The following is a 17,805-nucleotide window of genomic DNA, read 5'->3' as shown; positions in this document are numbered from 1 at the left end:
TGGCACCTCTTTTCTAAAGTCTATGTCTTCACTATAAGTATAAATTGTTGATCAAATATTCACAAACCGGAATGTTTTCAAAAAATAAGGCTATTCAATAACTTTATCTTCTGTCAATTATTAGAAATGCCGAGAGTATTACTAAAATAATACTTGGTGTTTTAATCGCTGAATCAATTAGTGCCGAAGGATTTATTTATCCTTACTAAACTTTTGACAAAATAGTACAATGGGTTAACAAAATCGTGGGATGTAAAATCATCTGGTAACGTATATGATAGATTTGTAAGAGAGTGCCCAATGATGAAAGCGGTTTATTCGTAAGCCGTTTTATTTGTTGAGTATCTTGTGAAAAACAAAACATGAATGGAGGAGTTTTAATGGTAAATCGTATGATCCTGAATGAAACATCTTATTTTGGTAAAGGGGCAATTCATGATATTGTGCCGGAATTTCAAAAGCGCAACTTTAAAAAGGCAGTTGTTATCACTGATAAAGGGCTGATTGAACATAAAGTAGCAACCAAAGTGATCGATCTGTTAGATGCTGCAGCGGTGGACTATGTGGTTTATGATGGTGTGGTGCCAAATCCGACTGTTCAAAATGTGAAGGATGGCGTCGCAGCAGTGAAAGAAGCTGAGGCAGATTGCATGATCGCAATTGGCGGCGGTTCGCCGATTGATGTGGCTAAGGCGATCGGCATCATTGTGACCAACCCTGAATATGCTGATGTTTTAAGTTTAGAAGGACCTGTTGAAACGAAAAATCCATGTTTGCCAATTTTAGCCGTACCAACGACTTCAGGAACCGCAGCTGAAGTAACAATTAACTATGTAATTACCGATGAAGAGAACCATCGGAAGTTTGTTTGTGTCGATCCCCATGATATTCCGGTGGTGGCGTTTATTGATAGTGATATGATGATGGGCATGCCAAAAGCCTTAGCTGCCGCAACGGGGATGGATGCGATGACTCATGCAATAGAAGGATTTATCACAAAAGGTGCTTGGGAATTAACCGATATGCTGCATTTGAAAGCGATCGAAATTGTGGGACGCTCCTTGAGAGATTCTGTGGCGGAAAAACTGGAAGCTAGAGAAGAAATGGCATTAGGACAATATATTGCTGGTATGGGCTTTTCTAATGTTGGCTTAGGCTTGGTTCATGGGATGGCTCATCCGTTGAGTGCTTGGTATGATATTCCTCACGGTGTTGCGTGTGCTTCGCTATTACCAACTGTGATGAAGTTCAACAAAGAATACACTGGCGAAAAATATCGCGATATTGCACGAGTATTGGGTGTTGAAGGTGCTGACACGATGAGCATTGAAGACGCACGAGACGCAGCTTGTGATGCCATTGATCTGTTGAGTAAGGATGTCGGTATTCCGGCGACGATTTCCGAACTAGGTGTGAAAGCTGAAGATATTCCGAAGATTGCGGAAGATGCGTTCCGGGATGTTTGTTCACCAGGTAATCCACGGGATGCGACAGTGGAAGAGATTATTGCGTTGTATCAAAGTTTGATGTAACGAAAAGTAAGGCTAGCTCTGTGAAGGAGCTAGCCTTTTTGCCCCTTTTTATTATATATTTTGAGAACCACCTGCTATGCGGGTAGTTCCAAAGTGCTTCCTTCCAACGAGGTACTAAAAAAAGCCCATTAAAATGATAAACTGATGTTCGTTTCTCGACCGCAACGCAATGAATAAATGATTGGTAAGTAAGTTTACAAAAGATTTTAGCAAAATCAGTATTGACCAGAAAGAGAACAGACTATTGGCAAGGACTTGCAAAGCATCACAATTCCTTGCCTTTCTTGTTTTCTTGTATTCATGAGTCTTTGGAAACAAGAAATGAGGGACCCAATTTGATCAAATCTCGATTGAGAAATTCGTACGTCACTATTCCGTTCTTTTGAATAAACACAGGTAGATATTCCTACCCCCCGACAGAAGCAGGACAAAGAGACAATAGACGATAATGATGATCACATCCGGAATGAATTCCCATAGAACATCTAAAGAAAGACCCATTAATTTGAACAATAGGATGAGTATTCCCGCTAATAAAAGCTGTAGCACTAAAAAGAAGAGACTATTCGGCTTAGCTTTTGAGTTGTATTTTCTGAGGGAAATAAATGTACAAAATAGCGCAAACATTACTAAAAGGACGTTAATAAACAGATGCTTAGCAGTATAAGAAGAAGGTGTCTTTTTTGTCACAGTTACCGATTTTCCCAGCATGAGGGCAACAATGGACTCATTCACTTCCTCCATCATGGGTGTACCCACTAAAAAGTCGCCATAGCTATATAAAATAGATATACCAATGTTTTTTTCCGGAATCAACACGAGTAAACTATTAAAGGTGGGAGTCTTCCCGGTATGGTACAAAATATCGGTTCCATTAATCGTTTTATAAATCCAGCCAAAGCCATAGGTGCCATCATTTTGGAACATTCCTTCTAGAGCCGGATCACTAGTCACTTTTACACCATATTGCTTCACTTGTTCAAGCAGATCATCAGATGATAGGCGGGAATTTAGATATTTCGTTAGGTCATCAGAGTTGGAACATAAGTAACCAGAGGGTGCTTGGATAAAACTATTGCTCTTGGGAATACTAGGATTTATCGCAATTGGTATCCCGTAGAATGAGTTGTAACCCTGAACGATATCTGTTTCCGTTTGATACGTTAAAGCAAAACTGTTTCTCATGTTTAGACTTGGAAAAACTGAGTTCCTCATATATTCCGCAAAGGGCTCACCGGTTACCACCTCAATAATCTCCCCTAATAAATTGTAATTGGTGTTGGCGTATTCAAATTTGCCAAACACTCCAGTGAATGCTGGAACATCGACTTTTTCATTCGCAGCAATTCCACTGGTGTGATTCAATAAATCTAAAACCTTGATTTCTTCAGGCAATCCTCGAGTTGGCAAATAAGTACTCGCTGAATCAGTCAGTTGGAGTCTATTTTGATCTATCAGTTGCTTAATCGCCAGACCAGTAAACGATTTGCTGGCTGAGCCGATGATAAAATTAGACTGCTCGTTGATCCCTTCGCCATATTGATTAGAATAGGTGACCTCGTTATCTTCAGTCACCGCAATCGCCATATTTTGAATCGGAATCGAATCCATTGTAAAATCTGTGTACTCCTTAAGACTAGTAAAGGTTCCATTTTTTGTTGTGCTAGACCGGATCATAGCAAGTGCTGAAAGAATCAAACCGATGATCAAAACCAATAATAAGAATCGTTTGTGTTTAGTAGTCATTTTGCTCTCCTTTTTAATGAATGAACATTATTCACTCAATGTGTAAAAAGTTAGTCCTCTATTGATCGTAGAGGACTAGTAAACACCCAGAAATTTTTTGATAAATTCTTTGTTTATCTCGAAAGTTTGTTGCTCATCTTTTTCAGAGGCTAAGGCGACACCAAATTGGCCAAATAGAAGAAAGGCGGCAGCTTCTTGAATAGAGTTACAATTAATCTCGCCATTTTCCTTTGCCTTCAGCAATCGTTTTTCCATAATCGGAACCAGTGCAGAGAGCAGGCGAAATTCCATTTGAATGTGCAGGGCCAGGTTTTCCGACAGATTGAAGAATTTGTGATAGTAACTTTCGGACTGAGTTTCACCCTTCAATGGACGCAATTGTTCGATTGTTTGGGCTAAGGTCATTGTTTCATCACCTAAGAGCAGTTCAAATTGTTGCACGCCTTGAGAGACGTAATGATCTAAAACCCCATGGTAGATTTCTTCTTTTGAGGAGAAATACCGATAGCATAAACCCTGAGAGACATTCATTCGTTTGGCAATATCCGAAATGGTCGTTTTTTCATAGCCCTTTTCGAAAAAAAGCTGGATAGCCGTATCCAATATTTCTTGTTTTCTTACTTCTGGTTTCTTGGTTACACGAGTCATTTCATCACCTTCTATTTGAAAATAGTATAAACGATGGATTCAACTACGTCAATGAGTGAACTTCATTCACTGGAGAGAGTAATTTATTGAGTTAACAAAGTCCAGAACCGACAAAGGGTAAAATAAATAGCGGTAGCATTAAACTACTGGTACCTTCAATTGTTCTAGAAAGCAATCCTCATAACACGCCAAGTAAGGAAACTGTAAAGTTCACGCCAATCAGCAGACCAGCAACGATACACGACAGGGCTTCATAAACCATCCTTGTTGGCACTAAAACTAAGATTGGGAGAATTGCTCCTCAAGTTTCTTCCAATCTTAGTTTTAGTGTGCCTAAGCTGAGCACATTTTTTGAAGTTTTTTACCAAATATCATATTGGGCATTTTCCAATCGCCAATGGGTCTGTTCCAGGAATTGCCGCAATTGTGCCCCTTGCTTGCTCTTGAACAGTTCTAAAATTTCTTCGTGTTCACGATTGGTGATCAGCAGCAATTCTTTTATCTTTTCCTTTTCGATTCGCGAATAGGCCTTGCCAATAAACATTTTCTTCTTAATCGTGATCTCTTTTCTCAACAAAGCATTCTCACACTTAGCTGTATAGAGCTCATGGAATTGGTGTTGAAGCTCATTGTATTTTGTATACAATTCGTTTTCGATCGCGGAATTCATACTATCAACCAAAAATTTCATTAATGAATAGTCAGCTTCATCAAGCTTGTCTACAGTCAATTCAGCGATCTTCCCATCTAAAACCCCAATCAGCTGATAAAGGTCTTCTACGTCTTTTTCGTTGTAGGTCCGAAGTTTGAACCCTTTCCGCGGGACTCTTTCTAAAATGTCGTCTGAAGCAAGCTGCAGCAAAGCTTCGCGAACCGGGGTCCGGCTAATCCCTAAATTGTCTACTAAATACTGTTCAGTCAGTCGATCATCTCTTTTCAGCTTTCCTAAGGTCAATTGCTCTGAGATGAACTGGTATACTTTATCTTTTGGTTCCATAATCATCCTCCCAGTTCCTATTGTACTACAAAATAAATGCTTTTGGAAAGGCTTGCATTTGCATATTGTATATTGTATACTTTAGTCATAAAATAAAGGAAAGAAGGATGAATAATGTTTAAGAATGTCATTGTTCGTGTCCCATCAAACACGATCTCAGAAGGACTAACTAGTGCCAATGAAGGAAAGCCGGTTTATAGCAAAGCCTTGATGCAGCATGAAAATTATGTAAGCGCTTTGACTAAAACGGGTGTGAATGTGACTGTTTTGGAACCGAAGGATGAATTTCCTGATGCTTGTTTCGTGGAAGATGTTGCCTTATGTACCAGTAAGTGCGCAATTATTACGCGACCTGGAGCTAAAAGCCGCCGAGAAGAAGCGGCGTTACCAGATATGTTGGAAGCGCTTAATAAATTCTATGAGCACATTGAATATATTAAAGAACCTGGAACAATCGAAGCTGGCGATATTATGATGGTGGGGGATCATTTTTATATTGGTCTATCTGAACGTACCAATCAAGCCGGTGCCGATCAAATGATTCAGATTTTAGAAAGCTATGGTTTGTCCGGCCAAGCAGTTGAGATGAAAGAAATGCTGCATTTGAAAACGGGCTTGGCTTATCTAGAAAACAATAATTTATTGGTAGCTGGGGAATTCAAAACGGCACCAGAATTCGAGGAATTCAATAAAATCGAAATTGACATGGATGAAGCTTATGGGGCGAACTGTATTTGGGTGAACGATTACGTGATCGTACCGGAAGGTTATCCGAAAGTTCAAGCAAAAATTGAAGCCTTGGGATACAAGGTATTAGTAGTCGATACTTCTGAGTTTCGTAAAATTGATGGTGGATTAAGCTGTTTATCTCTACGTTTTTAGTTTGGCGTGTAACGTAACGTTTATCCAAGGAGGAATGCTGGAAACTGAGAAACAATTCTTAGCATTCTTCCCTTTTTTACGAATGAGAGGTGAAAAAATTGGAAAGTTCAGAGGAGAAAATCGGTCTTTTTCCGCTAGTCGGCATTATCGTCAGTGCGATTGTCGGTGCGGGAATCTTCAATCTAATGAAAGAAATGGCCAATACGGCTTCGGCAGGTGTAACGATTGTCGGCTGGATTATAGCGGGTGTCGGGATGGGCTCTTTAGCCTTTTGTATGGAGAATTTAAACAACAAACGACCGGATTTGGATTCGGGTATTTTCAGCTATGCGCAAGAGGGATTCGGTGATTATATTGGCTTCAACTCGGTATGGGGCTATTGGATTTCAGTGAATATTGGAAATGTAGCCTTTGGTACGTTGCTATTTAGTGCACTAGGATACTTTTTTCCGGTATTTGGTGATGGTCAAAATGTTTTTTCAATTATTGGGGCTTCAGTCGTTTTATGGATCATTCATTTTATGATTTTGCGAGGACTGGACAAAGCAACCTTGTTAAATGCAGTAGTGATGGTTGCGAAAATGATTCCGATTCTGATTTTTATTGTTTGTATTTTGTTTGCTTTTAATACAGACATCTTTTTTGCGGACTTTTGGGGCAACTTAGCCAGCAATGGCAGCAGTGCTAGTATATTTGAACAATTAAAGGGGACGGTTCTAGTAACGGTCTGGGTCTTTATCGGAATTGAAGGTGCCGTGGTCTTTTCAAGTAGGGCAAAAAAACGCAGTGATGTCGGGAAAGCTACTTTGTTAGGTTTTGCGGCAGTGACGCTGATTTATGCGACAGTCACGGTGTTTTCTTATGGTATTTTGAGTCAGCAGCAGTTACAAGACCTGCCGAATCCAGCGATGGCCTTTGTGTTAGAGCACATTATCGGAAAAACAGGCGCAATTATTGTCAATCTAGGTGTGATTGTTTCGATCTTTGGTGCCTGGATCGCAAATACCCTTTTAGCAGAAGAGGTGGCTTATCAAGCCGGTGTACAGGGATTGTTTCCGAAGATTTTTACTAAAGAAAATGAAAACAATATGCCGATTAATTCAACGATTATCACTAACGTAATTATTCAGGTGATGTTGTTAAGCTTTTTATTCACTGATGAGGCTTATTCGCTGCTTTCACAATTATCTTCTTCAACGATTCTGCTGCCTTATACTTGTGTGGCACTATTTCAAATGAAATTGATTTGGCAATCCAAGGAAAAGGCAACCGTCAAAAATCTGGTGGTCGGGGTGATCGCGACCATTTATATGCTCTGGTTGATTATTGCTTCCGGTTCCACGTTTATCATTTTAACAATTTTGGCTTTGTGTCCAGGAACCATTATGTATATGTATGTGAAGCGGACAAAAGGCGAACGTGTCTTTACCAACTATGAATGGGTCTTTTTTACAATTGTCATTGCGCTTTCCATCTATGGAGTGTTCCAGTTGCCGACACTACTAGCTACATAAAAGTAATACTATAGAAGAAAGAGGTTGAGTTATCATGCCAGTAAATTTACAAGGGAAAAGTTTTCTGAAGCTGTTGGATTTCAGTACCGCTGAAATTCAATACCTGATTGAATTATCGAAGCAATTTAAAAATCTAAAATTAAGTCGGACCCCTCATCGCTATTTGGAAGGGAAAAACATCGTGCTCCTATTTGAAAAAACTTCCACACGAACCCGCTGTTCCTTTGAAGTAGCTGGAATGGATTTAGGAATGGGCGTTACTTATTTAGATCCTGGTTCTTCACAAATGGGGAAAAAAGAAAGCATTGAAGATACGGCCCGTGTTTTGGGACGTTTTTATGATGGTATTGAATACCGAGGATTTTCTCAAGCGTTGGTAGAAGAAATGGCTGAAAAGGCGGGGGTTCCGGTTTGGAATGGGTTGACGGATGCGTTTCATCCAACTCAGATGATTGCTGACATGCTGACGGTGGAGGAGAACTTTGGCTACCTAAAAGGACTCAATTTTACCTTTATGGGGGATGCTCGGAACAATGTCGCCAATTCATTAATGGTGGTTTGTGCTAAATTAGGGATGAATTTTACTGCTTGTGGACCAAAAGAATTGATGCCAGAAGAAGCACTCATTGAAGAATGCCAAAAGATTTGTCACAAAACAGGTGGGACGCTGCGTTTTACCGAAGATCCAAGTGAAGGAGCTAAAAATGCTCACGTAATCTATACAGATATTTGGGTTTCAATGGGAGAGCCGGATTCAGTTTGGGCGGATCGTATTAAGTTGTTGGCACCGTATCAAGTGAACGAGCAGCTGATGGAGCAGGCAGAAAAAGAGGCCATTTTTATGCATTGCCTGCCATCCTTCCATGATCTTGAAACAGAAGTTGGTCAACAGATTCATGAAAAATTTGGTTTGACAGAAATGGAAGTTACCGATGAGGTGTTTGAATCCAGCCGATCAAAGGTTTTTGATGAAGCAGAAAATCGAATGCACACCATCAAAGCTATCATGTATGCTACGTTGAAATAAACTCTTTAATGGAAGGATACTGCGGAACTTATTGCAACAATATTAGTCGTACCTTTCTATAAGAAGACAAAAAGCGATTGAAGATCAGCAGAGGCTGATTTTCAGTCGTTTTTTTAATGTCAGAAAGTAGAAGTTGGTCACAATCGTAAATCTTGTGGCAGCAACTTTAACGGTTTCCCAAGCTAACTTTGTCGGCATTAAGCGAAAATTGGCATAAACTGCCCCACAAGTTTATGCCAATTTTAGTCTTAATGCTTCAAGGTTGAGGAAGTTTACGAAGTCTTTCTAAAAAAAAGTATAGCTTTTCACAATTTATAGCCCCATTGTTTTTCGTCAAATAATCGGTTAGAACAAAGTCAAATCTGGATAGGGATAGTTGCTGGAGAAGTCTATTTAGCAAAGAATGAAAAAAAGTTCACTAATATTAAAAAAAATCATTGACTGAACTTTAGTTTAGTTGTATACTTCATTCATAGGCAAGATGAAAAATATTTCATCCGCTAGCATTTATTTTATTCTTAGTTAGAAATACTGGTTTGGCAACAGGTGAGAAAGATTAAGTTTGTAAAAAAATTTGGAGGCGACGAAATGGAAACGGTATCAGGTGTGTTAATGTTAGTTCTTGTATTATGTGGGATGTCTTTATTTTCTTTTAAAGCACCGCGGGGCAGAAAGGCGTTAGGCGCTCTGTCTGGAGCAGCTTGTGCAACATTTTTACCAGAAGCATTTTTACGGTATGCAGTCGGTGGCGTATTTAATATTGAATATATATCAAACATAGGTGAAGTAATGGGTGGTCTCGGAGGTTTAGCTGCGGGTGCATTAGTACCGCTGGCATTTGGCATCAGCCCAGTCTTTTCAATCATTATGGGAATTTCATTAATCAAGGTTAGTTTGTTACCAGCATTTATTACAGCGTATCTATTATCTTTCCTTATTCGTCAAATCGAAAAACGAGTAACTGAAGGCATTGATTTACTAGTGATTATCTTAGTTATTCCATTAAGTGCAGCGTTAATCGCCGGTTTGATTCAACCAGTTGTTCTAAGTGTTCTAGGAATTATCGGCGGAACCATTTTAAATGCAGTCGAAGGCAATCCTTATGTTATGGCGGCAATCTTAGGAGCAATTATTCCAATCGTTGGTATGACACCGCTAAGTTCAATGGTTCTAACTGCGCTAATCGGGTTGACAGGCGTTCCAATGGCTATCGGCGCGATGACCTGCTACGGTAGTTCATTAGTTAATGCCGTACTATTTAAACGAATGAAGCTAGGTAGTAAATCAACACCATTAGCAGTTGCGATTGAACCATTAACACAGATTGATATTATCAGTTCAAATCCCATTCCAATTTACATGACTAATTTAGTCTCAGGTATTATTAGTGGAATCATTGTTACCTTTTTCGGATTGACTGTTCCAGTAACCGGAATGGCTACACCATGGGCTGGCTTGCTAGTTACCCTTGGCAATAATCCAATTCAAACGACACTACTTGTTGTATTGTTAATCACGATTGTTAGTATTTTGAGCGGACTACTTGGGTCCATCGTATTCAGAAATTACAAAGCGCCCGAGATTGACAATGCCAAAAAATTGGGAAATCCAGAAACCATGGTAACCGAACTGAAAAATTAGCCACAAACGAAGGAGAGTTATATATGAATGCAGTATTAACGCTAGAAAAACCAAAGAAAATAAAGAGTCCGATGAATTATAAAAGTTGTTTTGATGTGATTGGTCCGATCATGATTGGACCATCAAGTTCTCATACAGCAGGTGCATTAGCTATTGGAGCAGCGGCCCGCAAACTATTTGGTGGTACACCAAAAAAGATTTCTATTAAATACTATGAGTCCTTTGCGGATACACATAAGGGACACGGAACAGATTTTGCCATTATCGGTGGGGTTTTAGGGTTTAAAGCCAACGATGCCGGAGTTATTAATTCGATTGCAATAGCAGAAGAACAAGGAATTGAGGTTGAATTCCATGAAATGAGTGAAGAAAGCCCGGTTCAACATGCCAATACAGCTTGTGTGACCTTGAGTGACGACACTCATGAAATCCATTTAACCGGCATCTCTGTCGGCGGTGGAACCATTGAAGTGAAATATATTGAATTAGAAGGCTTTGGCGTTGAATTAAATGGTCCTTTACCAATTTTGATTGTCATCAATGAAGATGAGCGAGAAATGCAAAAATTTAAGGAATCTGATCTTACCATCAATTCGGTTTCCCGCTATGTAAATCACGATGCGGCATTGTTCGCTTTTGATCTGGATACGACGCCAATGGAATCTGTAAAAGACGAGTTGCTTTCGTTGGATGATTCATCACAAATAATTTTATTGTAGGGAGAAATTAAAGATGTATTATTCGATTGCAGAATTTATTGAAGAAGCTGAAGACAGCGGGAAAAGTATTTCCGATTTAATGATTGAGCTGGAAATGGAACGCAGTCAAAAAAGCCGTGAAGAGCTTTTGGACCTGATGGAGCAAAATTTGATCGTGATGGATGCAGCCGTTAAACGTTCGCAAGAAGGCGACGGCGTCTTCTCACCAACGGGTTTAACCGGCGGCGATGCCGTTCGGTTGAAAAATTATCGCGCAAAAGGGAAAACGCTATCAGGTGATCTGATGGTCTCAGCCGTTCAAGCGGCTTTAGGAACAAATGAAGTCAATGCGTCGATGGGCGTTGTTTGTGCGACACCTACAGCTGGAGCCAGCGGGACACTTCCAGGGGTGTTGATGGCGATTAGAGATACCTTGAACTTAACAACTGAACAACAAGTCCGCTTTTTATTTACTAGTTCATTGTTTGGGATGGTCACCGCCAATAATGCCATGATTGCCGGGGCAATCGGTGGATGCCAAGCTGAAGTGGGCAGTGCGTCCGCGATGGCAGCAGCCGCTGCAGTCGAAATGGCCGGCGGAACACCGCAGCAATCCTCTGAAGCATTTGCCATCGCTTTAGGTAATTTGCTGGGACTAGTCTGTGATCCAGTGGCTGGTTTAGTGGAAATTCCTTGTGTAAAGCGAAATGCTATTGGGGCGGGAAATGCTTTGATCGCAGCAGATATGGCTTTAGCAGGAATTGTGAATAAAATTCCGGCAGATGAAGTGCTGGAGGCCATGAACAAAGTGGGTCGTCAATTACCACGATCACTCCGAGAAACAGGACTAGGTGGCTTAGCCGATACAGAAACCGGTCGACGAATGAAAAGAGAAGTGTTTAATCAAGTGAAATTCACATTTCACTAAAAAATAGGGTGTTAAGAAGGTAGGACTATGTTAGATATTAAAAGGATTCGTCAGAATGTAGAAGAAGTAAAAATAAAAATGAGTACTCGTGGCATAGAACCAGCCGTGATCGACTCGTTTTTGGACTTAGATGAAAAGCGTCGGGAATTATTAGTGAAGGTAGAAGAATTGAAGCAGCATCGAAATGCCGTTTCCACGGAAATTGCTGAAATGAAGCGTGATGGCACCGATGCGTCTACTCAATTAGCTGAAATGAAAAAATTAGGCGAGCAGATTAAAAAGCTGGATAAAGAGATTGCGTCTGTTGAAGCAGCCTCTAAAGATATCGCAGAAAACTTACCTAACTTGCCCCATGACAGCGTACCGGTTGGCGAAGATGAAGACGATAATGTGGAAGTCCGTAAATGGGGAAAACCAGTGGAATTCGCTTTTGAAACTAAACCCCATTGGGCACTTGGGGAAGACTTAGACATTTTAGATTTTGAAAGAGGAAGTAAAGTGTCAGGAAGCCGCTTCCTTTATTACAAAGGCTTGGGCGCTCGACTGGAACGGGCCGTTTACAACTTTATGCTGGATCAACATGTGGATAAGCATGGCTATACTGAGATGATTACTCCGTATCTAGTGAACAGTCAATCAATGTTTGGGACGGGGCAGTTTCCTAAATTCAAGGAAGATGTTTTTCAAATTGAAGATAGAGACTTAACCTTGATTCCAACGGCAGAAGTGCCATTGACGAATTATTATAGTCAGGAAATTTTGGATAAGGTTGATTTGCCGATTTACTTTACGGCGATGAGCCCGTCATTTAGATCAGAAGCAGGAAGTGCGGGTAGAGACACTCGCGGCTTGATCCGGCTGCATCAATTCCATAAAGTTGAAATGGTGAAATTCAGCGATGCCGAAAATTCTTATGCTGAATTGGAAAAAATGGTCACAAACGCCGAAAGTCTGTTGCAAAAACTGAACTTGCCTTACCGAATTGTGACTCTCTCAACCGGTGATATGGGCTTTTCAGCTGCGAAAACCTATGATATCGAGGTTTGGATTCCGGCGCAAGATACTTATCGTGAAATCAGTTCCTGCTCAAATTGTGAAGATTTCCAAGCACGTCGTGGGATGATTCGTTACCGTGATGAACGTGGGAAGGTTCACTATGCACATACTTTAAATGGCTCCGGTTTAGCTGTTGGCCGCACGGTAGCTGCCATTTTAGAAAACTACCAAAATGAAGATGGTTCTGTGACTGTTCCAGTTGCATTAGTTCCTTATATGGGCGGAACGACTGAAATTAAGTAAGCAATAATGCTGCAAAAAAGAGATCAAACTCAAATGTGTGAAATATTTGAGTACCCTTTCTATTGTGACGTTTTAGTCGACTTAACAATAGCAAAAGGGGGCTCTTTTTGGTACACTCAACTATGTGAAATATAAAAACACGGAGATTTGTTGGCAGCGCTGACTTTCAGTTAGATCTTCGGTTTGTTATGAGTCGTTCAGACCGAATTAGATAGCGAAGAACGGCAATCGTTTTAAATAAATTCAGGAAATGGAGGGCTTATTTTGGAACCCTATTTACGTTTAAGTGAAGTTGATAAGCAAATACTACAATCTTATACCATGATGTTGGATGGTTTGGGGAATTTTCTAGGGAACTCATGCGAAATTGTTCTCCACAGTTTAGAATATCTGGAAAATTCTGCGATTAAGGTGATTAATGGGCACTTCAGCAATCGGAAACAAGGTGCACCTATTACCAATTTAGCACTAAAAATGCTGGATCAACTAAATGATAGTGAGGATTATTCAGCTATGCCGTACTTTAATAAGAATATAGACGGTGTGAATTTGAAATCCTCCACAATCCCTATTTTGGGGGAGAACAATCGCATTATCGGCTTAATTTGTATTAACATGCACTTAGAGCAGCCGTTGTATGAGTTTTTACATGATCTTTTACCGGCCACTCATCCACTTGAAGCTTCGAACGATTCGAATAATTCTGAGCATTTTTCTGATAATATTGATGACTTAATCATGACGGCCTTAGCAAAAGCCAAACAATCCGTTAAAGCTGATCCAAAAATCTCGAATTTGAATCAAAACAAGGAAATCATCATTCGGTTGTACGATCAAGGTATTTTCAATTTGAAGGATTCAGTCATAAAAGTAGCGAACTCTTTAGATATCTCAAAAAACACGATTTACCTGCATATCCGCAATCACAAAAAAGAAAGCAAAACAGAGTAAAATCGAATCATTTCCATTCCAGCAATTTGTGAAGCAACCCTTCATAAATTGTTTTTTTATTTTAGGGAACTTTTTGGCAGTTTATTTGCTTTAATAGAGTGTAGGGAGAAAATGAAGTCAAAAAAATACTGGAAATCAGAGAAATCTGATTTCCAGTCGCTGTTTATTCAATCACCAACACGCCGTCATCTAAAGTGAACGGTGTTTTTTCATCGATGTGATCATAGAACATGACGCCATTGATGTGATCAATTTCGTGTTGCACGACGATAGCATTGTAGTTTTTCAACCGAACTTTTTGCTTATTACCTTGGGCATCATAGTAAGAAACGGTGATGCGAGCGGCACGTACGACATAACCTGGCACTTCGCGGTCAACGGATAGACAGCCTTCACCTTCACCAAGGCAGGCTTGTTGAACGGAATGGCTCAAGACTTTTGGGTTATACATGACGGTACTAAGGCCTGATTCTGGTTTTTCCGGATCAAGACTAGGCACATGAACAGCAATAATTCGTTTTGAGATATCTAACTGGGGAGCGGCTAATCCGACGCCACCGCGCAGCTGCAATTCTTCCGCTTTGACTGGATCTTGACTATTTTTAAGAAATTCCATCATTTCTTCCCCAAGCTTTACGTCTTCTTCTGTTGGCGGAATCGGCACTTCTTTTGCGACAGCGCGCAAGGTGGGATGTCCTTCCCGAATAATATCATCCATTGTGATCATTAAAAAGGTCTCCTCTCAAAAGGACTCATACATCAAGATAGTTTATCACAAAAGTTGCCCCACGCAAATGGACTGCTTAAATATTGTGATTTTTTAAAGAATCCACAAACAGGTGGGAAATAAGGATTTCTTTGCGCCAAATCTTGCTTTTTTGTCCATAATCGAGTAAAGTATTAAGGTACGCTATGCGCACATTGCCTACTACTTGGTTGGGCGCTTCACCAACGCTTTACTCAGTTGTAGGGAAAAAAAGAGAAAGAGGTGAAAAACATGGCTTTAACACAAGAACGTAAAAACGAAATCATCCAAGATTTTGCTCGCCATGAAGGAGACACTGGTTCTCCAGAAGTACAAATCGCTGTACTAACAGCAGAAATCAACCAATTGAATGAACATGCACGTGTCCACAAAAAAGACCACCATTCATACCGTGGCCTAATGAAAAAAGTTGGTCATCGTCGTAACTTGTTAGCTTACTTACGTAATAATGACGTACAACGTTACCGTGAATTAATCCAACGTCTAGGACTACGTCGTTAATCTTTGCTGAAAGCGAGGTTCCTAGGAATCTCGCTTTTTTTGCCAGTTATGCTTTTCGCAGTATAAAAAGTCTGAACTGCTGTTAAGAATTTTAGCAATAAAACGAACAAGCTGTTTAGCATAATGGTATGCGTACGAAGATCAGTTGAATTTTTACGTAAGGAAAATTCATTCCTTACCAATGAGTTAGCTGCCAGTTATGCTTTTCGCAGTGTCCAACACTTGTACTGCTATTAGTGTTTTTAACATTAACCACGAACAAGCTGTTTAGCACAATGGTATGCGTACGAAGATCCAATGAATTTTTACGTTAGAAAAATTCACCCATCAGTAATGAGTTAGCTGCCAGAATCTAAGGATATCTACAGCCAGCTCACCAAAAAACAAGCCCCTCCACAGTCTGCCGTCACTCTACTAACCAAATGGAAGAAGCGAAATTGTTCGCTGTTTCCATTTGTTTAGTAGCGTCGCAACTGTCAGAGGGAAAAAGGAGAAATTATGTCAGAAAAACAAGTTTTCAAAACCACTTGGGGCGGCCGTCCCTTGCAAGTCGAAGTTGGTCAAATGGCAAAACAAGCCAATGGTGCAGTCTTGGTTCGTTATGGTGACACAGTTGTATTAAGTGCCGCAGTTGCTTCAAAAGATGCACGTGATACTGACTTCTTCCCATTAACCATCAACTACGAAGAAAAAATGTACGCAGTTGGTAAAATCCCTGGCGGTTTCATCAAACGTGAAGGACGCCCAAGTACTGAAGCGACATTGACTGCTCGTTTAATCGACCGTCCAATTCGTCCAATGTTTGCGGATGGTTTCCGTAACGAAGTTCAAGTAACCAACGTTGTTATGAGTGTAGAACAAGACTGCTCACCAGCGATGGCGGCTATGTTTGGTTCATCTTTGGCTTTGGCTATTTCAGATATTCCATTTGACGGCCCAATTGCTGGAGTTGACGTAGGTCGTGTTGATGGCGAATACGTATTGAACCCAACAACAGAACAAAACGAAGCTTCAGACATCAACTTAACGGTTGCTGGCACGAAAAAAGCCATCAACATGGTTGAATCAGGTGCCAAAGAAGTTTCTGAAGAAGATATGTTAGGTGCGTTGATGTTTGGTTTTGAAGCCATTAAAGAAATGGTTGCTTTCCAAGAAGAAATCAAAGCCGCTGTTGGCAAACCTAAAATGGAAGTTAAATTGTTGCAAGTAGACGCTGACTTGAAGAAAGAAATCTTTGGCAGCTACTACGAAACAATGAAAACAGCTGTTATGACCGAAGAAAAATTGGCTCGTGAAGACGAGATCGAAAAAGTCAAAGAAACCGTTAAAGAAGTGTATGCAGAGAAATTTGCCGAACATGAAGATGCCGATCAATTAACCAAAGAAGTAAAACAAATCGCTGAAGATCTTGAAAAAGATGTGGTTCGCGAATTGATTACGATTGATAAAATCCGTCCTGATGGCCGTAAACTAGACGAAATCCGTGCCTTGGATTCTGAAGTTGGCGTATTGCCACGGGTTCACGGTTCTGGTCTATTTACTCGCGGACAAACACAAGCTTTGTCAGTATGTACTTTAGCACCTCTAGGTGAACACCAAATTATTGATGGATTGGGAATTGAAGAGTCTAAACGCTTTATCCATCATTACAACTTCCCACAATTCTCAGTGGGTTCAACGGGTCGGGCGTTTGGTCCAGGTCGTCGTGAAATTGGACACGGAGCTTTAGGTGAACGTGCCTTGTCACAAATCATCCCTAGTGAAGAAGATTTCCCTTACACCATCCGCCTAGTTGCGGAAGTATTGGAATCAAACGGTTCTTCTTCTCAAGCAAGTATTTGTGCTGGAACATTGGCATTGATGGATGCTGGTGTGCCAATTAAAGCGCCAGTTGCCGGTATCGCAATGGGCTTGGTATCTGATGGGGAAAACTACACCATCTTAACCGATATCCAAGGACTAGAAGATCACTTAGGCGACATGGACTTTAAAGTAGCCGGAACAAAAGACGGCATTACTGCGTTGCAAATGGATATTAAAATCCAAGGAATCACTGAACAAATCTTGACTGAAGCGTTGACTCAAGCGAAAAAAGCGCGCATGGAAATCTTAGAAAACTTAACCAACACATTGGCTGAACCTCGTAAAGAGTTAAGCGAATATGCTCCTAAGATTGAAATGATCAAAATCGACCCTGATAAGATCAAAACCGTTATCGGTAAAGGCGGCGACACCATCAATGGCATCATTGATGAAACTGGCGTAAAAATCGATATCGATCAAGAAGGCCAAGTAAGTATCGCTTCATCAGATGCGGAAATGATCCAAAAAGCGATTAAGATCATCGAAGAATTAACCAAAGAAATCAAAGTCGGCGAAGTTTACCTAGGTAAAGTTGTCCGCATTGAAAAATTCGGTGCCTTCGTGAACTTGATCAAAGGCAAAGACGCATTGGTACACATCTCTCAACTTGCCAACGAACGTGTGAAACAAGTAGAAGATGTTGTTAAAATGGGTGACGAAGTCTTAGTCAAAGTTACTGAGATCGATCGTCAAGGCCGTGTAAATGCTTCACGTAAAGCAATGTTAAAAGACGATGAGGATAAAAAGGAAGAAAAATAGATTTTTCAAATCTGTTCACTTATCCTTTGACAAATGACAAAACTACGCCCATA

General features: G+C 40.4%; 15 protein-coding genes. 11 read left to right on the top strand and 4 right to left on the bottom strand.

Annotated elements, in window-relative coordinates; translation table 11 throughout:
• Positions 1–380 precede the first annotated feature (380 nt).
• Positions 381–1,532 (top strand): lactaldehyde reductase, encoded by a 1,152-nt coding sequence (gene fucO / locus IGI42_RS08110; protein ID WP_438715323.1) that lies wholly within the window; start codon positions 381–383, stop codon positions 1,530–1,532.
• Between the two features lie 369 nt (positions 1,533–1,901).
• On the opposite strand, the gene IGI42_RS08105 is transcribed toward fucO, so the two are convergent.
• From IGI42_RS08105 to IGI42_RS08095, 3 genes are all read right to left on the bottom strand, one after another.
• The gene (locus tag IGI42_RS08105) at positions 1,902–3,278 is read right to left on the bottom strand and encodes a serine hydrolase domain-containing protein (RefSeq protein WP_438715322.1); all 1,377 of its coding nucleotides are present in this window, start codon (positions 3,276–3,278) and stop codon (positions 1,902–1,904) included.
• 75 nt (positions 3,279–3,353) lie between these two features.
• Entirely contained in the window at positions 3,354–3,926 is a 573-nt protein-coding gene (locus IGI42_RS08100; protein ID WP_438715321.1) for a TetR/AcrR family transcriptional regulator, read from the bottom strand.
• A gap of 361 nt (positions 3,927–4,287) precedes the next feature.
• Positions 4,288–4,923 carry a GntR family transcriptional regulator gene (locus IGI42_RS08095; protein ID WP_438715320.1) on the bottom strand — a complete coding sequence of 212 codons (636 nt, stop codon included), beginning with the start codon at positions 4,921–4,923 and terminating at the stop codon, positions 4,288–4,290.
• A 114-nt stretch (positions 4,924–5,037) separates the two neighbouring features.
• On the opposite strand from IGI42_RS08095, the gene IGI42_RS08090 reads away from it, so the two are divergent.
• From IGI42_RS08090 to IGI42_RS08055, 8 genes are all read left to right on the top strand, one after another.
• Entirely contained in the window at positions 5,038–5,805 is a 768-nt protein-coding gene (locus tag IGI42_RS08090; RefSeq protein WP_438715319.1) for a dimethylarginine dimethylaminohydrolase family protein, read from the top strand.
• 98 nt (positions 5,806–5,903) lie between these two features.
• A complete protein-coding gene (locus tag IGI42_RS08085; RefSeq protein ID WP_438715318.1) occupies positions 5,904–7,319 on the top strand; it encodes a basic amino acid/polyamine antiporter in 1,416 nt (471 codons plus the stop codon).
• Positions 7,320–7,353: 34 nt separating this feature from the next.
• A complete protein-coding gene (gene argF / locus IGI42_RS08080; RefSeq protein WP_438715317.1) occupies positions 7,354–8,346 on the top strand; it encodes an ornithine carbamoyltransferase in 993 nt (330 codons plus the stop codon).
• 588 nt (positions 8,347–8,934) lie between these two features.
• Entirely contained in the window at positions 8,935–9,987 is a 1,053-nt protein-coding gene (locus IGI42_RS08075) for a PTS sugar transporter subunit IIC (protein ID WP_438715316.1), read from the top strand.
• A 23-nt stretch (positions 9,988–10,010) separates the two neighbouring features.
• A complete protein-coding gene (gene sdaAB / locus IGI42_RS08070; RefSeq protein ID WP_438715315.1) occupies positions 10,011–10,706 on the top strand; it encodes an L-serine ammonia-lyase, iron-sulfur-dependent subunit beta in 696 nt (231 codons plus the stop codon).
• Between the two features lie 13 nt (positions 10,707–10,719).
• The gene (sdaAA, locus tag IGI42_RS08065) at positions 10,720–11,613 is read left to right on the top strand and encodes an L-serine ammonia-lyase, iron-sulfur-dependent, subunit alpha (RefSeq protein ID WP_438715314.1); all 894 of its coding nucleotides are present in this window, start codon (positions 10,720–10,722) and stop codon (positions 11,611–11,613) included.
• A gap of 27 nt (positions 11,614–11,640) precedes the next feature.
• On the top strand, positions 11,641–12,912 hold the full coding sequence (serS, locus tag IGI42_RS08060) for a serine--tRNA ligase (protein ID WP_438715313.1): 1,272 nt from the start codon (positions 11,641–11,643) through the stop codon (positions 12,910–12,912).
• 264 nt (positions 12,913–13,176) lie between these two features.
• Complete coding sequence (locus IGI42_RS08055; RefSeq protein WP_438715312.1) at positions 13,177–13,863, top strand: helix-turn-helix transcriptional regulator; 687 nt, start codon at positions 13,177–13,179, stop codon at positions 13,861–13,863.
• Between the two features lie 163 nt (positions 13,864–14,026).
• Here the strand turns inward: IGI42_RS08055 and def are convergent, their stop codons facing one another.
• The gene (def, locus tag IGI42_RS08050) at positions 14,027–14,590 is read right to left on the bottom strand and encodes a peptide deformylase (protein WP_438715311.1); all 564 of its coding nucleotides are present in this window, start codon (positions 14,588–14,590) and stop codon (positions 14,027–14,029) included.
• A 270-nt stretch (positions 14,591–14,860) separates the two neighbouring features.
• Here def and rpsO point away from each other — a divergent pair, with 270 nt between their 5' ends.
• Complete coding sequence (gene rpsO, locus IGI42_RS08045) at positions 14,861–15,130, top strand: 30S ribosomal protein S15 (RefSeq protein ID WP_438715310.1); 270 nt, start codon at positions 14,861–14,863, stop codon at positions 15,128–15,130.
• Between the two features lie 498 nt (positions 15,131–15,628).
• Positions 15,629–17,752 carry a polyribonucleotide nucleotidyltransferase gene (gene pnp / locus IGI42_RS08040; protein WP_438715309.1) on the top strand — a complete coding sequence of 708 codons (2,124 nt, stop codon included), beginning with the start codon at positions 15,629–15,631 and terminating at the stop codon, positions 17,750–17,752.
• The last annotated feature ends 53 nt before the right edge of the window (positions 17,753–17,805 follow it).

It is taken from the genome of Enterococcus sp. AZ109, assembly GCF_051714625.1.
GTDB lineage: Bacteria > Bacillota > Bacilli > Lactobacillales > Enterococcaceae > Enterococcus_A.
This window is presented reverse-complemented; position numbering and strand designations above follow the sequence as displayed.